The organism is Pseudoduganella sp. SL102, from assembly GCF_027856995.1.
GTDB classification, from domain to species: Bacteria; Pseudomonadota; Gammaproteobacteria; order Burkholderiales; family Burkholderiaceae_D; genus Rugamonas; species Rugamonas albidiflava.
This window is the reverse complement of record NZ_CP115554.1, coordinates 7,195,207-7,213,234: the sequence shown is the minus strand read 5'-3', so window position 1 is coordinate 7,213,234 and position 18,028 is coordinate 7,195,207. Positions and strand designations below refer to the sequence as shown.

Genomic DNA, 18,028 nt, shown 5'->3' with positions numbered 1-18,028 from the left:
CGCCGCGTACTCCATGTGCGCGGCGGCGGCTCGTCATTCCCGATATCCGAGGTACGCATCATGAACACCCAAAAAACGCTGCTGGCCAGTGCCATCCTGGCCGCCATCTCTTCCACCGCGCACGCCGATACCAGCAGCGCCGAACCGCAGGGCGCCGATCCGCAGGGCACCGGCCAGGTCCAGCAGGTAGTCGTCACCGCCAATCCATTCCGCAGCACGGAGGGCGACCAGATCCTCACCCCGGCCAAGGTGCTGCAGGGCGACGAACTGCGCGACAAGGCCGGCAGTTCGCTGGGCGAAACGCTGTCGCAGGAGCTGGGCGTCTCCGCTTCGGCGTTGGGCGCCGGCGCATCGCGCCCGATCATCCGCGGCATGGAAGGCCCGCGCGTGAAGATGCTGGAGAACGGCATGGCCGTGTCGGACGTGTCGGGCCTGTCCAACGATCACGCGGTGGCGGCCGAAGGCGCCGTGGCGCGCCAGATCGAGATCCTGCGCGGGCCGGCCGCGCTGCTGTACGGGTCCGGCGCCATTGGCGGGCTGGTCAACGTCGTCAACGAACGCATTCCCACCACGCTGGAACCGAAACTGACCGGGCAGGCCGAGGCGCGCTACAGCACCGTCGATACGGGCAAGAACGCGTCCGGCACGATCGACGGTTCGGTGGGCAAGTTCGCGCTGCATGCCGACGGCAACTGGCGCAACGCCGATGACTACAAGATCCCCGGCACGCGTTCGATTGGCGACCCGGACTCGGGTTCCGGCCGCCTCGCCAACTCCTTTACGCGGGAGCGCAACGTGGGCCTCGGCGGTTCGTATGTCGATGACTGGGGCTATGCCGGCGCTTCGGTGTCGCACCTGACGAACTTGTACGGCATCCCCAGCGCCGAGGGGTCGCGCATCGACCAGGAGCAGACGCGCTACGACATCGAAGGCGTGGTGAAGGCGCCGTTCGCGGGGTTCGAGAACCTGAAATTCAAGGCAGGCCATACAAGCTATGAACACGCGGAACTGGGCGAGGACGATGCGCCCGAAGTGATCTTCGACAACCGCTCGACGGAAACCCGGGCGGAACTGTCGCACCTGCCGGTGGGCGGCTGGCGGGGCACCTTCGGCCTGCAGACCGAGAACACGCATTTCTCCGCCCTGTCGGCGGAGGGCGGGCCGGATACGGTACCTGTCACGCGGTCCACGTCGCAGGCCGGCTTCCTCGTCGAGGAAAAAGACCTGGGGCCGGTGCGCCTGTCCGCCGGGGCGCGGCTCGAGCACGTGAAGCGCCAGCCCGTCACGGGGCTGGACCGCTCGTTCGGCCTGAAGTCCGGCTCGGTGGGTGCGCAGTGGCCGTTCATGCCGGGCTATGCCGCCGGCGTCACGTACTCGTATGCGCAGCGCGCGCCGGCCACCGAGGAGCTGTATTCGCATGGCCCGCACGACGCGACCGTGACGTTCGACATCGGCAATCCCGACTTCCGGAAGGAAGTGTCGCGCAACGTCGAGCTGTCGGTACAGAAGACGGCTGGCCTGGTGCGCTGGAAGGCCAACCTGTACCGCAACAAGGTCGACGATTTCATCTACGGGAACGTGACCGGCGTGCTGGTGGATGAAGAGGGCAACCCGGGCAGCGACCTGCGCGAACGGATCTTCGAGCAGGGCAATGCCACGATCCGAGGCGCCGAGGCCGAGCTGACGGTCAACGAGCATGGCGCCGGCTGGTCGGGGCGCGTGTTTGCCGACACGTCGCGCGGCAAGCTCGATGCCGCCGGCAGCCTGCCGCTGCAGCCGGCCGACCGCATCGGCGCATCGGTCGGCTACAAGATGGATGCGCTGCGCGCCGGCCTGTCGCTGGTGCACGCGCGCGGGCAGGACCGGCTAGCGTCGTTCGAAGGCACGCCTACGGACAGCTACAACCAGCTGAACGCCAACTTGTCCTATACACAGAAAGCCGGCGCCCTGGACCTCACGTATTTCCTGCTGGCGAAGAACCTGCTGAACGACGAGATCCGCGTGTCGACATCGGTGCTGAAGGATATCGCGCCGCTGGCCGGCCGCGGCATCGTGTTCGGCGTGCGTGCCAAGTTCTGATCGCGCCTGATTTTCGGTTAACCGCGCTGGCTTAGGGTTCGTTACAGCACGCCAGCCGCGGGGCCGTGCGCTCCGTCCCGCCCGTTTCGCTAAGATTTCGGCATGCGGCATCACAGCGGGAGGAAGGACCGTGCACCCGGAGTACCTGTACAAATACCGGCCATTCGCCAGCGAATGCGATATCGAGTTCACGCGGCAGATCGTGTGCGACAACACGATCTACTTCGCGCCGCCATGCACATTCAACGATCCCTTCGATTCGCGGCCTGCGTTCACCTTCGATGCGCCGTTCGACGAGATGAAGGCGTATTACCGCCGCATGTGCAGCAAGCAGATGCCGCAGCTGACGGAACGGGCTTGCGAGGAAGAGCTGGAAAAGATCCTGGCCGATCCCGCCACCGACCTGCGCACGCCGCAGGGGCAGCAAAGGATCCAGCAACTGCATTCGCGCATCCTGGCCGAGGAAGTCGGCGTGCTGTGCCTCTCCTCCGAGCGCGACCATATCCTGATGTGGTCGCACTATGCCGATTGCCACAAGGGCATCTGCCTGCGCTTCGATGCGCGCGCCGCCTTCCTGCGCGATGCGCGCCCGATCGGCTACGAGCAGCGCCGTGAGCTGATTAATCCATTTCGCGATCGCGACGAGGACATGGCCGCCAAGACTTTCCTGATGAAGAGCCGGCACTGGCTGTATGAAGGCGAATGGCGCGCGGTGCGCTACGAGGGGCCCGGGCCGGTGGAGTTCGAGCCGGAAGCGCTGACGGGCATCGTGCTGGGCGCGAACGCGTCGAAGGAGGCGGAAGAGCGGGTGCGCGAATGGGCCAGCTGCCGCCGTGCTCCGCTGGAACTGCTGCGCGCCTATCCGGACCAGCAGGAGTTCCGCCTGCATATCCGCCCGCTGGACCACTGGAACTGCGAGAACTGAACTTGCCGCAAGGTGCGTCAGCTAACCGACCGGTAATGCACCGCGCGCGATCCTTTCATGAACGACGCATGCCGTGCTTCAGCATGTCGTGCGTCATTTCCCTGCTTCATTTCATGCATCGAAGGAGAACATCATGTCGGACAATCTGCAAGAGCGCGGCCCGCAGGATCGCAGCCGCATCAACGTCAACGAAGAGTGGGAACTGCGTTACTGGACGAAGGAACTGGGCTTGTCCGCGGATGAATTGCGCCAGGCGGTGAAGGATGCCGGGACCAGCGTCAAGGCCGTGCGCGAGCACCTGGGCAAGCCTGCCTGAGCGCCGCAATTACTGTCAGCAAGCGTGCGCGCGGCCCTGGTCGCGCGTGCTAGCATCCGCCCTTTCATATTGTTGAAGTAGCATGACCGAAGATATCTGGGTGAAGGGTTACGTCTACAGCGTCGAGGTGGCGGAAGAATCCGGACGCTATCGCGGCTGCATTCATGTCAAGGCGCACCGCTACACGGGCCGCACGTTCGAGCCGCCCATCGTGATTGAAACGCCGGCGCTGTTCAAGCGCGAGCATGCGGCCGAGATCGAGGCGCGCGCACTGGCGCGTGAACTGATCGACGGCGGGCGGCTCGAAGAGCACATCGCCAGTCACCGGCACGATGCACCCGTGCCGCCCGTACCGCCCATATCACCTATATCACCTGTATCACCTGTATCACCTGTACCGGCCGCTCAGCCGTTCAGCGATACATCCAGCCACACCGAGTAAGCGAGGCGCTTGCCTTCCCACGTGCCGCCGCCGCGCACCGCGGCGTCGGTGGACGTGGGCTTGCCGTCGATCTCGTGGCGCGCCAGCATCTGGCGGAACGTCAGCGCATCCTTCGGCGCCAGGTAGCCCACCATGCTGCCGGACACGAACACCGCAACGGCCTTGTCCTCGTAGGGATTGGCGTCATCCGGCAGCAGCAGCGCCGGGTGGCGTGCATCGGCGTTTGCTTCGCCATGTTCGCCGGCCAGTGCCCGGATCGTGTCGCGGTAGCGCGATTCGCCCACCACTTCCAGCTCGAAGCGGCCGCCGTCCGACCAGTGCCGCACCGGTTCGCCGTCCGGCACCGGCGTGTACGAACCGCCGGTGGGATGCCCCTGCCATGGCGCCGCCTTCGGCCGGCCCTTCACGAGGAAATACAGCGCGAGCAGCGCCACGAGGATGATTGCGATGAGAAGGGCTTGTTGCACGGATCGGTCCGGAAATTGGCGGGGCCGCTATTATCGCAGCCCGGCCGGCGCCGAACAGGTGAATGCGGTGCGGCGGTCGCGCGAGACCACGTGCAGCTTGCCGCCGTGGGCATGGGCGATCTCGGAGGCGATGTACAGGCCCAGGCCGAGGCCGCGCCGCGGCTGGCCGTCGTCGTCGCGCCAGTAGGGCTGGAACAGCTTGCCCAGCTTGTCCGGCGCGATCGTCTCGCCCTCATTGGCCACGGTCAGCCGGAAGGTGCCGTCTTCCACGCGCGCGTCGACGCGCACCGGCGTGCCGGGCTCGCCATAGCGCAGCGCGTTCGACAACAGGTTCGACAGCAGTTGCGTCATGCGGTCGCGGTTGCACCATACGGTGCCCGGGATGGCGATATCGGTGACGATGGCGCGCTGCGGATATTCGCTCTGGCACTCGACGACGGTCTGCGCCAGCGCCTCGGCCAGGTCGGTCACCGGCTCCAGCTCCAGCGCGATGCCGCCGCCCAGCCGGCCACGGACGAAATCGAGCACGTCGTCGATCATGCGGCCGATGCGCTGGCCGCTGCGCTGGATCGTGCGGGCCACCGTCAGCGTGGTGCTGTCGCCGCCGCGCTGCTGCAGGATCTGCGCGCCGTGGAGGATCGAGGACAGCGGCGTGCGGATATCGTGCCCCAGCACCGCGATGAACCCTTCGCGCAGCAGGGCGGTGGCCTTTTCATCGGTCAGTTCGGAAATGCGCTCGGCGTGGCGGCGTTCCGCTTCGAGCTGCTTCGAGATCAGCTGGGCGAACAGTTCCAGCGATTTCACCGTCTTCGATTCGGACAGCACCAGCGGCTTTGGATCGAGGCCGCACAGCGTGCCGAAGAAGGCGCCGGCGGTGTCGTAGATGGGGATCGAAATATAGCTTTCGAAGCCATACTGGCGCGGGCAGGGGTGGTCGCGGAACAGCTCGTCCTTGCTGACATGGTCGATCACGATGACGGCATCGGCCTTGCGCACGCTGTCGCACAGCGTGGTGGTGACGTCGAGCGGATCGCCCGGCTGCAGGCCGAAGCCGAGCAGGTCGAGTACCGCGCAGGTGGTCCAGCTGGCTGGCGTCACGTGCGCGACGCAGACGAAGCGCAGGCCTGTCATTTCGGCCATGACGGAGAGAATATCCGGTACACACGGCAGTGCCTGGACTGCCTGTACCGGAGGCGGCCATGCTTGCGTCATGTTCCGTTCCAGAAAAGTGTTCAAGGGAAAAGTGTAGCAGACCGCGGGGGGCGTCCGGCACGGAGGCTGCTGCTATAATCGCCCTTTTTTTCAGCAAAGTTCCATGTCTTCCGAAACCCCACCGAAGGGCCCCGCGCGGTCCATGCTGTACGACCCGACCGAACGCCGCATCAAGAGCTTCGTCACCCGCGCCGGCCGCCTGTCCACCGCGCAGGAGCGTGCGCTGAACGACCTGGGGCCGCGCTTCATGATCGAGTATGCCAAGGCGCCGCTCGATACGGCGGCGGCATTCGGGCGCACCGCGCCGGTCGTGCTGGAAATCGGTTTCGGCATGGGCCAGACCACCGCGCATATCGCCAGGCACATGCCGGAGAAGGATTTCATCGGCGTGGAAGTGCATACGCCGGGCGTGGGCAGCCTGCTGAAACTCATCGGCGAGGAAGGGCTCACCAACCTGCGCGTGATCCAGCACGATGCGGTCGAGGTACTGAACAACATGATCCCGGCCGGCACGCTGGCCGGCGTGCACGTGTTCTTCCCGGACCCGTGGCATAAGGCGCGCCACAACAAGCGGCGCCTGATCCAGGGACCGTTCGTGAAGCTCCTGGTCGACCGGCTGCAGCCGGGCGGCTACCTGCACCTGGCCACCGACTGGGAAGATTACGCGGTGCAGATGCTCGAGGTGCTGTCCGCCGAGGAAGGGCTGCAGAACACGGCCGAGGGCTACGCGCCGCAGCCGGCCTACCGCCCGCTGACCAAGTTCGAAAACCGCGGCCTGAAGCTGGGCCATGGTGTGTGGGACCTGGTGTTCACGAAGAAGCAAGCCTGTATCGGGTAAGCCCGTATCAGGCAAGCCGCATCAAGCAAGCCCGCATCAGGCAAGCCCGCCTTGCCTCATGAACGCGCCGGCGCCGTGCCCACGGCGGCCGGCGTTTTCGTTTTGGCCGGCAGGAAGGCCAGCAGGTTGCCGGCGATGACCAGTGCCAGCCCGGCAAAGGCGGCGGCGCTCCAGCGGTAATCCTCGTAGACCGACGACACCGTCAGCGCCACCACGGGGAACAGGACCGTGCAGTACGCGGCGCGGTCCGGGCCCATCCTTCCCACCAGCAGCAGGTAGGCCGTGAAGCCGATCACGGAGCCGGGGATCGCCAGGTACAGCAGCGAGCCCACGTACTGCGTGGTCGGCTCGAAGCGGAACGGCATGCCGAGCGCCAGCGCGCCGAGCGTGAGGATGGCGGCGCCGATGAACATGGCCCACGTGTTGGTCAGCCATGGCGTCAGGCCCAGCGCCTGCATCCGCGACGACAGCAGGTTGCCCGCCGAAAAGCACAGCGTGCCCAGCAGGGCCAGCGCCAGGCCGGCCAGCATGTTGCCGTCGTTCCAGTGGCCGGCCATCTGCGGCAGGAACAGCAGGCCGATGCCGGCCAGGCCCAACGCCGCGCCGCCCATCACCATGCCCCGGATCGGCCGCCCCAGGAACAGCCGGCCGTTGATCGCATTCCATACCGGCGCGGTGGAAAACACCACGGCCACCAGTCCGCTCGGCACGTGCGCGCTGGCATAGTAAAAGCACAGGAAATTGCAGCAGAACAGGGCCGTGCCCTGCGCCACCAGGTAGCGCCATGCGCGGCGCGGCGGCCATACCGGTTTCTTCGTCACCACCAGTATCAGCAACAGCACCGCCGCCGCCAGCCAGAACCGCCACGCGATCGACACCGGCGCGGGCACGTCGCCCAGCTGCAGCTTGATCGCGATCCATGTGGTGCCCCAGATCAGCACCGTGGTCACATAAAGAAGAGCATTCATTTCATTCCCGATCGCAAGCTGTTGTAAAAAACCTGGGGACTGTCCCCGGTGTAAAAACCTGGGGACTGTCCCCGGTGTTGTGAAACAACCAAAACTGAGTTGTCAAAAGTTGCCAAAAATCGGGGTCTGACCCCGGTTTCTGGAAATATTGCGGGGTGGAATGCGTGGCCGCTTGTCTGGTCTTGCGCATTTCAGGGGCGGAGGCGGCGGGAGGAGGGCGGGGATGCTAGACTTTTCGCCATGAACACCGGCATCCTCCACCACCCGATCCCCGACGAGCGCCTGGCGCCCGCGGCGCGGGCGGCGCTCGAAGCGGCGCCGCGCGATGCGATGGGGCACGCGGTGTTCCGCACGATGAGCGGCACCGATGCCCGGCTGGAGCGCTTCGCATGGCTGGGCGATGGCCTGGCGGCGGCGGTGTGGGAGCGCCACACGGACGAGCAGCTCACCGCGTACAGCCAGCCCGGCCATCACACGCTGTCGTGCTACCTGGGCGGGGGCTACCGTGTCGAGCGTCATGGGGCGCCCGGGCAGTTCGGGGCGCCGGGCCGCCTGTGCTCGCTGCCGGACTGGCACGAGTCGGGCTGGATGGTGCGCGATTCGCTGCGGCTGATGCACATCTACTTCATGCCCGACCAGTTCACGCGCCGGGCCGTGCTGGAGCTGGACCGCGAGCCGCGCGAGCTGATGCTGCAGGACCGCACCTATTTCGACAACCCGGCGCTGGCGCACCTGTGCCAGTCGCTGCTCGATGCGCCGTGGCTCGGCACCGACCAGCTGCTGCGTGCCAACGAGATCACGCACGAGGCGCTGTCGCAGCTGCTGCGCGACCAGGCGGCGCTGCGACCCGACCTGCGCCTGAAAGGGGGACTGGCACCCTACCTGCGGCGCCGGCTGGCGGACTGGATCGAGGCGCACCTGCACGAGCCGGTCACGCTGGGCCGCCTGGCGGAACTGGCCTGCCTGTCGGAGTTCCACCTGGCGCGCATGTTCCGCATGTCGTTCGGCATGCCGCCGTCGGCATGGATCGCGGCGCGGCGCATCGATCGCGCGAAAGCGTTGTTGAAGACGGGAGCGCTGCCGTTGCAGCAGGTGGCCGATGCGTGCGGCTATGCGGACCTGTCCCACTTCAGCCACCGCTTCCGGGCGGCGACGGGAGTGCCGCCGGGCCAGTGGCGCGCCGCGCTGAGGGGTTGATTCAGGCCTGAATCAGGCCTGAACCAGGAGCTGAATCAGGGGTTGAATCAGGGGTTGAATCACGGGCTGCGTCAGGGCTGAATCAGGCCAGGTCGCGAATCAGGCGAACGATGTCCTCGCCGTACGAGGCAAGCTTCTTCTCGCCCACGCCGGACACGCCGCGCAGGTCGTCCAGCGAAGTGGGCTTGGCCTTGGCGATTTCGCGCAGCGTGGCATCGACGAAGATGACGTAGGCCGGCACGTTGTGCTCGCGCGCGGCGCCCATCCGCCAGGTGCGCAGGCGCTCGAAGATCGCCTGTTCCGACGAATCGAGATCCATTTCCACGTAACCCTTCGGCGTGGACCCGCGTTTCACCTTCACCGGTTTCGCGTACTGCCGCAGCTGCACTTTCTGGCCGCCCTTCAGCACGGGGCGGGCCGCATCGGTCAGTTTCAGCGACATGTACTGGTCGTGGTCGACGGAGACCAGGCCCAGCGCGATCACCTGCCGCAGGATGGCGCGCCATTCCTGCTCGCTGCGGTCGGCGCCGATGCCGAACACGGAAAGCTGGTCGTGCCGCCAGGTCTTGATGCGCTCCGTTTCCTGGCCGCGCAGTACCTCGATCACGTGGGTGGCGGCAAAGCGCTGGTCGACGCGGTAGATCGTCGACAGCAGCTTCTGCACCGGCACCGTGCCGTCGAACGACACGGGCGGGAACAGGCAGGTGTCGCAATTGCCGCACGGCGTGGAAGCTTCGCCGAAATAATCGAGCAGCCGCACGCGCCGGCACGACAGCGTCTCGCACAGCCCCAGCATCGCATCGAGTTTCGAGCCCAGCACGCGCTTGAAATCCTCGTCCGCCTCGGATTCGTCGATCATCCGGCGCTGCAGCACCACGTCCTGCAGGCCGTAGGCCATCCAGGCGCTGGCCGGCATGCCGTCGCGGCCGGCGCGGCCGGTCTCCTGGTAATAACCCTCGATGCTCTTCGGCAGGTCGAGGTGGGCCACGAAGCGTACGTCCGGCTTGTCGATGCCCATGCCGAAGGCGATCGTCGCCACCATCACGATGTTTTCCTCGCGCAGGAAGCGGGCCTGGTTGGCCGCGCGCTTCGTGTGATCCATGCCGGCGTGGTAGGCCAGCGCGCGGATGCCGTTCTCGTTCAGCATCTCGGCCGTTTCCTCGACCTTCTTGCGCGACAGGCAGTAGACGATGCCCGAATCGCCCTTGTGCTCGCCGCCGATGAAGTCCAGCAGCTGCTTGCGGCCATTGGTCTTTTCGACAATCGAATAGCGGATGTTCGGACGGTCGAACGACGAGACGAATTGTGCGGCGTTGGTGAGATCGAGCCGATGCGCGATCTCGGCGCGGGTCTGCTGGTCCGCCGTGGCCGTGAGGGCGATGCGCGGCACGCCGGGGAATTGCTCGTGCAAGACCGACAGCTTGATGTACTCGGGCCGGAAATCGTGGCCCCATTGGGACACGCAATGCGCCTCGTCGATCGCGAACAGCGCGATCTTGGAATCCTGCAGCAGGTCGAAGCAGCGCTGCGTCATCAGCCGCTCGGGCGCCACGTACACCAGGTCGAGCTGGCCGGTGCGCACCATGCGTTCGATCCGCGCGGTTTCTTCCCAGGTTTGCGTGGAATTGAGGAAGGCGGCGCGCACGCCCACTTCGGCCAGCGCGTCCACCTGGTCCTGCATCAGCGCGATCAGCGGCGAGATCACCACGCCCACGCCATCGCGCAGCAGGGCGGGAATCTGGTAGCACAGCGACTTGCCGCCGCCGGTCGGCATCAGCACCAGCGCATCGCCGCCGTTGGCGACTTGTTCGACGATTTCTGCCTGCTGGCCGCGGAAGGCCGAATACCCGAAGACGGTTTCGAGCAGGTGAAGGGCGCGTTGGGAGATGTCCAGTTGATCCATTGATAAGCTTTTAAACCCGGGGTGAAGTCCGGCCCGGGGTTGCCGCCAGGGTTAGCCGACGCTCAGGTTAGCCGACGCTTAGGTCAGCCGACGCTTAGGTCGGCCGACAGTCAGGTCAGGAACCTTAGTCGACCCAGGCAACAGTACCGGTGTAGGCAGTGGCGAGAACCACGATGCCGAACACTATACGGTACCACGCAAAGATGGTGAAGTCATGCGTGCTGATATAACGCAGCAGCCACCGGACGCACAGGAAGGCGGAAATGAAGGCGGCAACCGAACCGACGCCGAACAGCGGCAGGTCGGCCGCCGACAGCAGTTCGCGTTCCTTGTACAGCGAATAGAAGGTCGCGCCGAGCAGCGTGGGAATGGCCAGGAAGAACGAGAATTCGGTGGCCGCCTTGCGCGACAGGCCCAGCATCATGCCGCCGATGATGGTGGCGCCCGAACGGCTGGTACCGGGGATCAGCGCGAATGCCTGGGCACAGCCCACCTTCAGCGCATCGGCCATCGTCATGTCGTCGACCGAGTGGATCCGTACCGAGACCGGGTTGTTGCGCGCGCGGCGCTCCACCCACAGGATCACGAAGCCGCCGACGATGAAGGCGGCAGCCACCGGCACGGGCGCGAACAGGTTTTCCTTGATCAGGCGGCTGAAGAACAGGCCCAGCAGGGCGGCCGGGAAGAAGCCGATGAGCACGTTCATCATGAAGCGCCGTGCTTTCGGCTCGGACGCCAGGCCGGCCAGGACGCTGCCGATGCGGACACGGTATTCCCAGATCACGGAAAGCATCGCCCCACCCTGGATCGCGATTTCAAAGACCTTGACCTTCTCGCCGGTGAAGTCCAGCAGGCTCGCCGTCAGGATCAGGTGGCCAGTGGAGGAAATGGGCAAAAATTCGGTAAAACCTTCGACCAGCCCCATGATCAGGGCCTTCAATGCGAGAACGATGTCCATGGATGTGGGTAAGGTAGAGGGAGGTGATGATGTGAGACGTGTACGGAACGAGGCGGAAAGCGCGCGCCGAAGCTTACCACGTTGCGACCTCGACAACATCCGCAGCGCGGCCGTCCGGTCTGCCATGGCCGGGATACCGATCCGGAAAACATGGACCAGTGCAGCGATCCAGGACATCGCGCTGATGTTATGAATCAATAAACAAAATTGCCTTTTGGATAAAGATGGCGTTTCATCTTCCAGGAGGTAACGATGAGAAACCATACCCGGGCCGCCCGCGCCCACTTCATCTTCGCCGGCTGCTACGCGCTGTCGGGCGGTGCGCTGCTGGTTGCCGGGCCGTTGCTCGGCGTGGAAATCGGCTGGCACTTGCCGGCATGCGTGGGCGCGCTGGCCGTCCCGCATGCGGTGATGGGGTGGGGCGCAGCGAAGGCGAAGAATTGGGCGCGCGTACTGACGCTCGTGCTGGCGTTCCCGGCGCTGCTGGCCGTGCCGCTCGGTACGCTGGTGGCGATCCAGCTGATTTCGTACTGCTGGCTGGCATGGGACGGCCGCGGCGGGTTGCCGGCTGCGGCCCGCATGCCGGCGACCGCCCGGTGAGGCGGCACCGATCCGTCAGAACGTCATGTTCGCCCGCACACCGAAATACCGGTGCCAGTCGCGCGGCGGCAGCCATTCCGTCGTATTCACCGCGCGCGGCGCGTTCGGCGCCTTCGGGCTCCACGTGCCGTTGGCGATGCTGTTGTTCAGCCCCGCGGCATAGCGCTTGTCGAACAGGTTGTTGACGAACAGGCTGGCCTTCCAGCGGCCCCGCTTGTCCGTTGCCCCGACCGACAGGTTGCTGATGGCGTAGGCACCCTGGATCGTCATCGGATCCTGGTTCAGCGAATACTGCGTGCGGCTCTGGAATCGCGTGGTGCCTGAAATGAAGGCATTGAACGGCAGCGACGCCAGCGGCACGTCGTACTGGCCACCGAGGTTCAGCTTTACTTTCGGCGCGTTGGGCAAGGTCTTGCCCGCCAGGTCCTGCACATTGGTGTTGTTGAACTCGGGGCTCTGGAAGCAGCCGGGCCCCGGCGTGGCAGCGGTGCCGGCCGCGTTCAGCACGTTGTAGCACGGGCCGTTGCGAAATTCCGTGATCGTCGCTTCCGTGTACGCGAAGCTGCCGTTCAGCTGCAGCCGCGGCGTCGCCCGGACCGAACCTTCCACCTCCAGCCCCTGGGTGCGCAGCCCACCCAGGCTGTTCAGCGCGGTGCGGAAAATGCCGTCGTAGTCGAAGAACCCGGCCGATTGCTGGAAGTTGCGGAACTCGGTGCGGAACAGCGCCATCGAGAACATCGCCCGGTTGTCCCACAGGCTCTGCTTCCAGCCCAGCTCATAGCTGCGCGCCGTTTCGGGCGGCACCGCCGGCTTGGCCGCCAGCGCCGCGGTGAAGCCGGACGTGAGGTCGTACGCCACGCCCTTGTGGCCCGTCGATACCGTGCCATACACCATCGCGTCGCGCGTCAGCCGGTGTTCCAGGCCGAGCTTCCATGTCTTGCTGCTGTTGCTGTCCGACTTCGTGTAGAACTCGGTCAGCGCGAACGCCTGCGGCGGTACCGTGTAGCGGCGGTAGTTGTAGCCGGTATCCTCGTCGTTCCAGCGGGCGCCCACGATCAGGCTCGTGTCGGGGCGCAGGTCCCACGTGCCCTGGCCGTAGACCGCCTTGTTCACGTTCCACGCATCCGCGCCGTAGTTGGTGCCGTAGTTGAAGATCAGCGGCGCCTTCGCCAGCTCGCGGTTCAGGTCATTCTTGCCGTACCAGAGGCCGACCACGTAGCGCACGGTACCCTTGTCCGGCGACGTCAGGCGAAACTCCTGCGTGGTCGACTTCACGTTGAACTGGCCATACTGGTACAAGCCGCCGTGCATTCCCGTCGGCGAGCCATCCTGCAGGGTGAGGTATTGCAGGATGTCGATGTCGGTGGCGTCGTTGTCCTGGTAGTCGTCCATGTGGTACTTGCCGTACGAGCTGATGGAACTGAGCGTGTGGCCGGCGGCCAGGCCATAGTCGACCTTGAAGCCCACGCCCCAGTCGCGGAACTTGCCGCCGGTGGGATAGTCGTTGCGCACGCCGCGGTTGCCCGGCGCGATGTGGATGTCGCGCAGCACGACCGATTGCGGCAGCTGCGGCGCGTTGCGGTAGAGGCCACCGGGCGTCATCGACGTGAAGGCCGTGGTGCAGCAGAACTTCTCGGTGCGGTTGTAGCGCGGCGACAGCGTGAACGTCAGGTTGTCGAGCGGCTGCCATTCGAACTTCGCGTTCAGGTTGTCGCCCTTGCTGCCATTGAGCCGCCCGCCGGTCGTCAGGTTGTCCAGCGTGCCGTCGTAGTCGGTCTTGCTGGCGGCGATGCGCATGCGGAACGTGTCGGACACGGCGCCCGAAACGCTGACACCGGCGCGCCATTCATGGTCGTTGGTGGCCAGCAGCGTGGCGCTGGTCTTCACCGGCCCGCCGATCGGCCTGGTGGTGATGTTCAGGGCGCCGGCGATCGAGCTCTTGCCGAACAGCGTGCTTTGCGGGCCTTTCAGCACCTCGATGCGGTGCACGTCGGCCAGGTCCTTGAACGCATTGGCCTGCATGCCGAGCGGGATGTCGTCGACGATCACGGCGACATCGGCCTCCACGCCGATCCCCAGTGAAAACGTGCCCACGCCGCGCATGTTGATGCTGAAATTGCCCGGCTGCGTGCCGTACGACAGTGTCAGCGCCGGCGACAGCGACGGCAGGTCGTCCAGCTCGCGCACATTGGAACGCTGCAGCACGGCGTCGCCCAGCACTGTGATCGATGCCGGCACGTCCTGCAGGTTCTGCACCCGCTTGTTGGCGGTGACGACGACCGATTCCAGCTTGCCGCCATCGCCTTCCTGCGCATGGGCGGCGCCAGCCGCCAGCAGTGCCGCCGCCAGCGCGAGCGGGGTGCGTTGTTCTTTCCACAGCATGGTTGTCTCCTTGTTTTGGGTGTGAGGGGGCCTGGCCCCGGTCCGGCGAATGCGGACAGGCCTGGCTGTGCAGCGGCGGACCGGCAGGCCCGCGTAATGAGTTGATCTAAGTGCCAGTCATGCGGGGTTATCGCCTGGCGAGCCGGTATACCTCGCTGCCGGCCAGCAGAAACGCACCCACCCCGTAGACTTCGGTGGCCTGCTCGTCGAACACCTTCGGCGCAAGGCCGATCGGCTGCACGTGCGTGAGCCGGCCATCCGGGTTGACGTTGCCGACCAGCGCGGTCCATGCCTTGCGCACCGCCGGCTCATAGGTGGCGCGGTCGAGCAGCCCGGCGTTCACGCCCCACGCAAGCGCATAGGTGTAGAGCGCCGAGCCGGAAGACTCCTTCATCGGATAGCTGGCCGGATCGAGCAGGCTGGAACGCCACAGGCCATCGGCTTGCTGCAACCCGGCGATGCGCGCCGCCATCTCGCGGTACTGCTGCTCGAACTTCGCGCGTGCCGGGTGGGCAGCCGGGATGTATTGCAGCATCCGCACCAGGCCTCCCATCACCCAGCCGTTGCCGCGGCCCCAGAACACCTTCTTGCCGTTGGCTTCGCGCGCCGCGAACGCGTTGCTGTCGCGGTAGTACAGGTGCTCGTCCTTGTCGTACAGGTAGTCGGACGTGACCCACCATTCGCGCACGGCGAAATCGACATAGCGCTTGTCGCCGGTGATGGACCACAGCCGCAGCCATGCCGGCGGGGCCATGAACAGCGCATCGCACCAGGACCAGCGGTCCTGGTTGCCTTTCACCGTGAATTCCAGGGAACCGGTGCGAGGGTTGGCCAGGATGTCGTCGAAATGCGCACGCATCGGCGCGATCATCTTCGGATCGCGCAGCGCGATCGACAGTTCGGCGTATGTCTGGCCTACCACGTGATCGTCCGCGTGATAGTGGTTGGGGCCCAGCTTCCAGCCATTCTTTTCGCCCATGCGCACCATCGCGTCGCGGTAGCGGGTGTCGTTCGACACGCCGGCCAGCGCCATGAAACCCGTGTAGCCGACGGCCTGGGTCCAGTCGTCGGGACGGTGGCGGCTCGGGTTGGCCAGCTGCCAGTCGGCCACGCGCTCCATGGCGGCCAGCACTGCTTGTGGGGTAATGGCTGCCGATAGCGGGGCGGCCTGGGGCGGCGCTGCCGATGGGGATTGTCCTGCCGCCGTCGCGGTGGGCGCATGCAGCAGCGCGATGGCGAAGGTGAGGGCGGTAGCGGTCCGGATGAAGTGTCGCGTCATTGTGCGGTCTCCTGTGGGTTTTGTGGAACGTGCTTGGAAAGCTTTCCAATTTTCGGATTAGAATAATTGAAACCGCTACCAGCCACAACGCGAATCCATCTTGCGCGGATGATTTGTTGCGTTTTGGGGAAAACGTTTAATCCGGCATTGGCTTTGCGGAATCAGGCAAGTGGCTTGGCTGGCGGTACGGTGACGCGCGCGAGTGTTAAACGGTTTCCGCCACGTGGCGACATCCCGTGAGTGAAACGGAAGGAGGCAGGGATGCACTGAAAAATCGACGACGCACTGGCGCCATCGGCATCCGCCATCGCGCTGGCGCTCTCATCTACAGGCACGGAACCCTGGATGGAAGAGGCATTGTTGCGCTCTCCTGCCCGGGCACCAGTGCACGGCCGGGACGATCCGGCCATGCGCAGTTTTTTTATTTTGACATCCTCGACCGCCGGGCTTATATTTTAGAGTTGGTAGCGGTACCAGCGGTCATAGGCGAATCGACTATACAATTACATGGAGACACGATGCTGAACCGATTTTCCGCTGTCGTCGTTGCAGTGCTGGCATGGCATGCGGGGGCGTTCGCCGCCCCGTCGCCGCAACACGAGACACCGCAGGACCAGGCACCACAAAATCAGGCGTCACAGAACCAGCCGTTGCAGAACCAGCCGCTACAGAATCAGACGTTACAAAACATTTACGGCCGCACCCACCAGAACCTGGATGGCCGCTGGCACTACATCGTCGATCCGTATGAAACGGGGTACTACGATTACCGCCGCAAACCGTACGACGAGTCGGAGAAGGGCAGCGGCGGCTACTACGACGACCGCCAGCCGAAGGACAAGGGCGACATCGTCGAATACAGCTTCGACGGCTCGCCCACGCTGGCCATTCCCGGCGACTGGAACTCGCAGGATGCCAGGCTGGAGTTCTACGAAGGCACCGTATGGATGCGGCAAAAGTTCGATGCCGCGCCGAAGGACGGCAAGCGCTACTTCCTCTACTTCGGCGCCGTCAACTACGAGGCGCACGTCTACCTGAACGGGAAAAAGCTGGGCAGCCACAAGGGCGGCTTCACGCCATTCCAGTTCGACGTCACCGGCAAGCTCGCCGCCGGCTCGAACACGGTGGTCGTCAAGGCCGATAACAAGCGCCACCAGGACGAGATCCCCACCGTTTCCACCGACTGGTGGAACTATGGCGGCATCACGCGCGACGTGCTGCTGGCCGAAGTGCCGGCCACCTACATCGCCGACTACAAGGTGCAGCTGGCGAAGGGCGATGCGCGCCGCATCGAGGGCTACGTGCAGCTCGATGGCGCGCGGAAGGAGCAGGAAGTCACCGTCACCATTCCTGAAGCGAACCTGTCGGCGAAGGTACGCACCGATGCCAACGGCCGCGCAACGATCCGCATTCCGGTGAAGGCATTGCGCTACTGGTCGCCGGAAGATCCCAAGCTGTACGGCATGACGATCGCCGCCGGCGGCGACAAGGTCAGCGACCGCATCGGTTTCCGCACCATCGAGACCCGGGGCCGTGACATCCTGTTGAACGGCAAATCGACGTTCTGGCGCGGCGTCTCCCTCCACGATGAAAGCCCGCTGATTCCCGGCCGCCTGCGCGGCAGCGGCGACATGCGCATGCTGCTGCAGTGGGCCAAGGACATGAACTGCAACTACGTGCGCCTGGCGCATTACCCGCACAGCGAGGAAATGATACGGCTGGCCGACGAGATGGGCCTGATGGTGTGGGCCGAGGTGCCCGTCTACTGGACGATCTCGTGGCAAAACCCGGCCACCTTGCAGAACGCCCAACAGCAGTTGACGGAGCTGGTCGTGCGCGACAAGAACCGCGCCAGTGTCGTGGTCTGGTCGATCGGGAACGAGACGCCGGTCAGCGAACCGCGCAACGCATTCATGTTCAAGCTGGCCGACACGGTGCGCGCGCTGGACGACACGCGCCTGGTCGGCGCCGCGCTGGAAGTGCACCGCAAGGGCAATGAAGTGACGGTGGAAGACCCGCTCGCCGACAAGCTCGACCTGGCCAGCTTCAACGAATATGCCGGCTGGTACTGGGCCAGCAACAAGGACATGCTGGACTTCCACTTCAACATCCCGTACGACAAGCCGGTGATGATCACCGAATTCGGCGCCGATGCGCTGGGCGGTTTCCATGGCGATGCCGATACCCGCTGGAGCGAGGAATACCAGGACCAGCTGTACAAGAACCAGTTCAGGATGCTCGAGGCGATCCCCGGCCTGCGCGGCATGACGCCGTGGGTGCTGGTGGACTTCCGCTCGCCGCGCCGCCCGCACCCGTATTTCCAGGACTTCTGGAACCGCAAGGGCCTGATCTCGCAGACGGGCAAGCGCAAGCAGGCGTTCCACACACTGAAGGCGTACTACGACAAGAAGCAGCAGCAATACCAACAAAACAAGCAAAACCAGCAAAACCAACAAAACTGA

The 18,028-nt window shown here is 65.2% G+C and carries 15 protein-coding genes; 8 read left to right on the top strand and 7 right to left on the bottom strand.

Translation table 11 applies throughout. The annotated features are described in order from the left end of the window. Positions 1–60 precede the first annotated feature (60 nt). The 4 genes from OU994_RS30630 to OU994_RS30615 all read left to right on the top strand — a co-directional run bounded on the left by OU994_RS30630 (position 61) and on the right by OU994_RS30615 (position 3,762). Complete coding sequence (locus OU994_RS30630) at positions 61–2,079, top strand: TonB-dependent receptor (RefSeq protein ID WP_281608967.1); 2,019 nt, start codon at positions 61–63, stop codon at positions 2,077–2,079. Positions 2,080–2,209: 130 nt separating this feature from the next. Beyond that, positions 2,210–3,004: a DUF2971 domain-containing protein gene (locus tag OU994_RS30625; RefSeq protein WP_281608966.1), complete on the top strand. Its 795-nt coding sequence runs from the start codon at positions 2,210–2,212 to the stop codon at positions 3,002–3,004. 133 nt (positions 3,005–3,137) lie between these two features. Beyond that, positions 3,138–3,320: a DUF3606 domain-containing protein gene (locus OU994_RS30620; RefSeq protein WP_131143657.1), complete on the top strand. Its 183-nt coding sequence runs from the start codon at positions 3,138–3,140 to the stop codon at positions 3,318–3,320. A gap of 82 nt (positions 3,321–3,402) precedes the next feature. Then, positions 3,403–3,762: a hypothetical protein gene (locus tag OU994_RS30615; protein WP_281608965.1), complete on the top strand. Its 360-nt coding sequence runs from the start codon at positions 3,403–3,405 to the stop codon at positions 3,760–3,762. Here the strand turns inward: OU994_RS30615 and OU994_RS30610 are convergent. Next, a complete protein-coding gene (locus tag OU994_RS30610; protein ID WP_281608964.1) occupies positions 3,726–4,229 on the bottom strand; it encodes a hypothetical protein in 504 nt (167 codons plus the stop codon). The genes OU994_RS30615 and OU994_RS30610 overlap by 37 nt on opposite strands. Positions 4,230–4,259: 30 nt before the next feature. Beyond that, positions 4,260–5,369: a GAF domain-containing sensor histidine kinase gene (locus tag OU994_RS30605; RefSeq protein ID WP_281608963.1), complete on the bottom strand. Its 1,110-nt coding sequence runs from the start codon at positions 5,367–5,369 to the stop codon at positions 4,260–4,262. Positions 5,370–5,583: 214 nt separating this feature from the next. On the opposite strand from OU994_RS30605, the gene trmB reads away from it, so the two are divergent. Continuing rightward, positions 5,584–6,279: a tRNA (guanosine(46)-N7)-methyltransferase TrmB gene (gene trmB, locus OU994_RS30600; protein WP_281611761.1), complete on the top strand. Its 696-nt coding sequence runs from the start codon at positions 5,584–5,586 to the stop codon at positions 6,277–6,279. Positions 6,280–6,335: 56 nt separating this feature from the next. On the opposite strand, the gene OU994_RS30595 is transcribed toward trmB, so the two are convergent. After that, on the bottom strand, positions 6,336–7,247 hold the full coding sequence (locus OU994_RS30595; RefSeq protein ID WP_281608962.1) for a DMT family transporter: 912 nt from the start codon (positions 7,245–7,247) through the stop codon (positions 6,336–6,338). Positions 7,248–7,487: 240 nt separating this feature from the next. On the opposite strand from OU994_RS30595, the gene OU994_RS30590 reads away from it, so the two are divergent. Further along, a complete protein-coding gene (locus tag OU994_RS30590) occupies positions 7,488–8,444 on the top strand; it encodes a helix-turn-helix domain-containing protein (RefSeq protein WP_373922515.1) in 957 nt (318 codons plus the stop codon). 82 nt (positions 8,445–8,526) lie between these two features. Here the strand turns inward: OU994_RS30590 and recQ are convergent, their stop codons facing one another. Further along, complete coding sequence (gene recQ, locus OU994_RS30585) at positions 8,527–10,347, bottom strand: DNA helicase RecQ (RefSeq protein WP_281608961.1); 1,821 nt, start codon at positions 10,345–10,347, stop codon at positions 8,527–8,529. Positions 10,348–10,471: 124 nt separating this feature from the next. After that, a complete protein-coding gene (locus OU994_RS30580) occupies positions 10,472–11,305 on the bottom strand; it encodes an undecaprenyl-diphosphate phosphatase (RefSeq protein WP_131143664.1) in 834 nt (277 codons plus the stop codon). Positions 11,306–11,557: 252 nt separating this feature from the next. Here OU994_RS30580 and OU994_RS30575 point away from each other — a divergent pair, with 252 nt between their 5' ends. Continuing rightward, the gene (locus OU994_RS30575) at positions 11,558–11,905 is read left to right on the top strand and encodes a hypothetical protein (protein WP_281608960.1); all 348 of its coding nucleotides are present in this window, start codon (positions 11,558–11,560) and stop codon (positions 11,903–11,905) included. A gap of 15 nt (positions 11,906–11,920) precedes the next feature. On the opposite strand, the gene OU994_RS30570 is transcribed toward OU994_RS30575, so the two are convergent. Together OU994_RS30570 and OU994_RS30565 are read right to left on the bottom strand one after the other, a co-directional pair. Further along, positions 11,921–14,287, bottom strand: a complete 2,367-nt coding sequence (locus tag OU994_RS30570; RefSeq protein ID WP_281608959.1) for a TonB-dependent receptor — start codon at positions 14,285–14,287, stop codon at positions 11,921–11,923. Between the two features lie 127 nt (positions 14,288–14,414). After that, positions 14,415–15,566: a glycoside hydrolase family 105 protein gene (locus tag OU994_RS30565; protein WP_281608958.1), complete on the bottom strand. Its 1,152-nt coding sequence runs from the start codon at positions 15,564–15,566 to the stop codon at positions 14,415–14,417. 518 nt (positions 15,567–16,084) lie between these two features. On the opposite strand from OU994_RS30565, the gene OU994_RS30560 reads away from it, so the two are divergent. Continuing rightward, positions 16,085–18,028, top strand: coding sequence for a glycoside hydrolase family 2 protein (locus OU994_RS30560; RefSeq protein WP_281608957.1), 1,944 nt, complete (start codon positions 16,085–16,087; stop codon positions 18,026–18,028).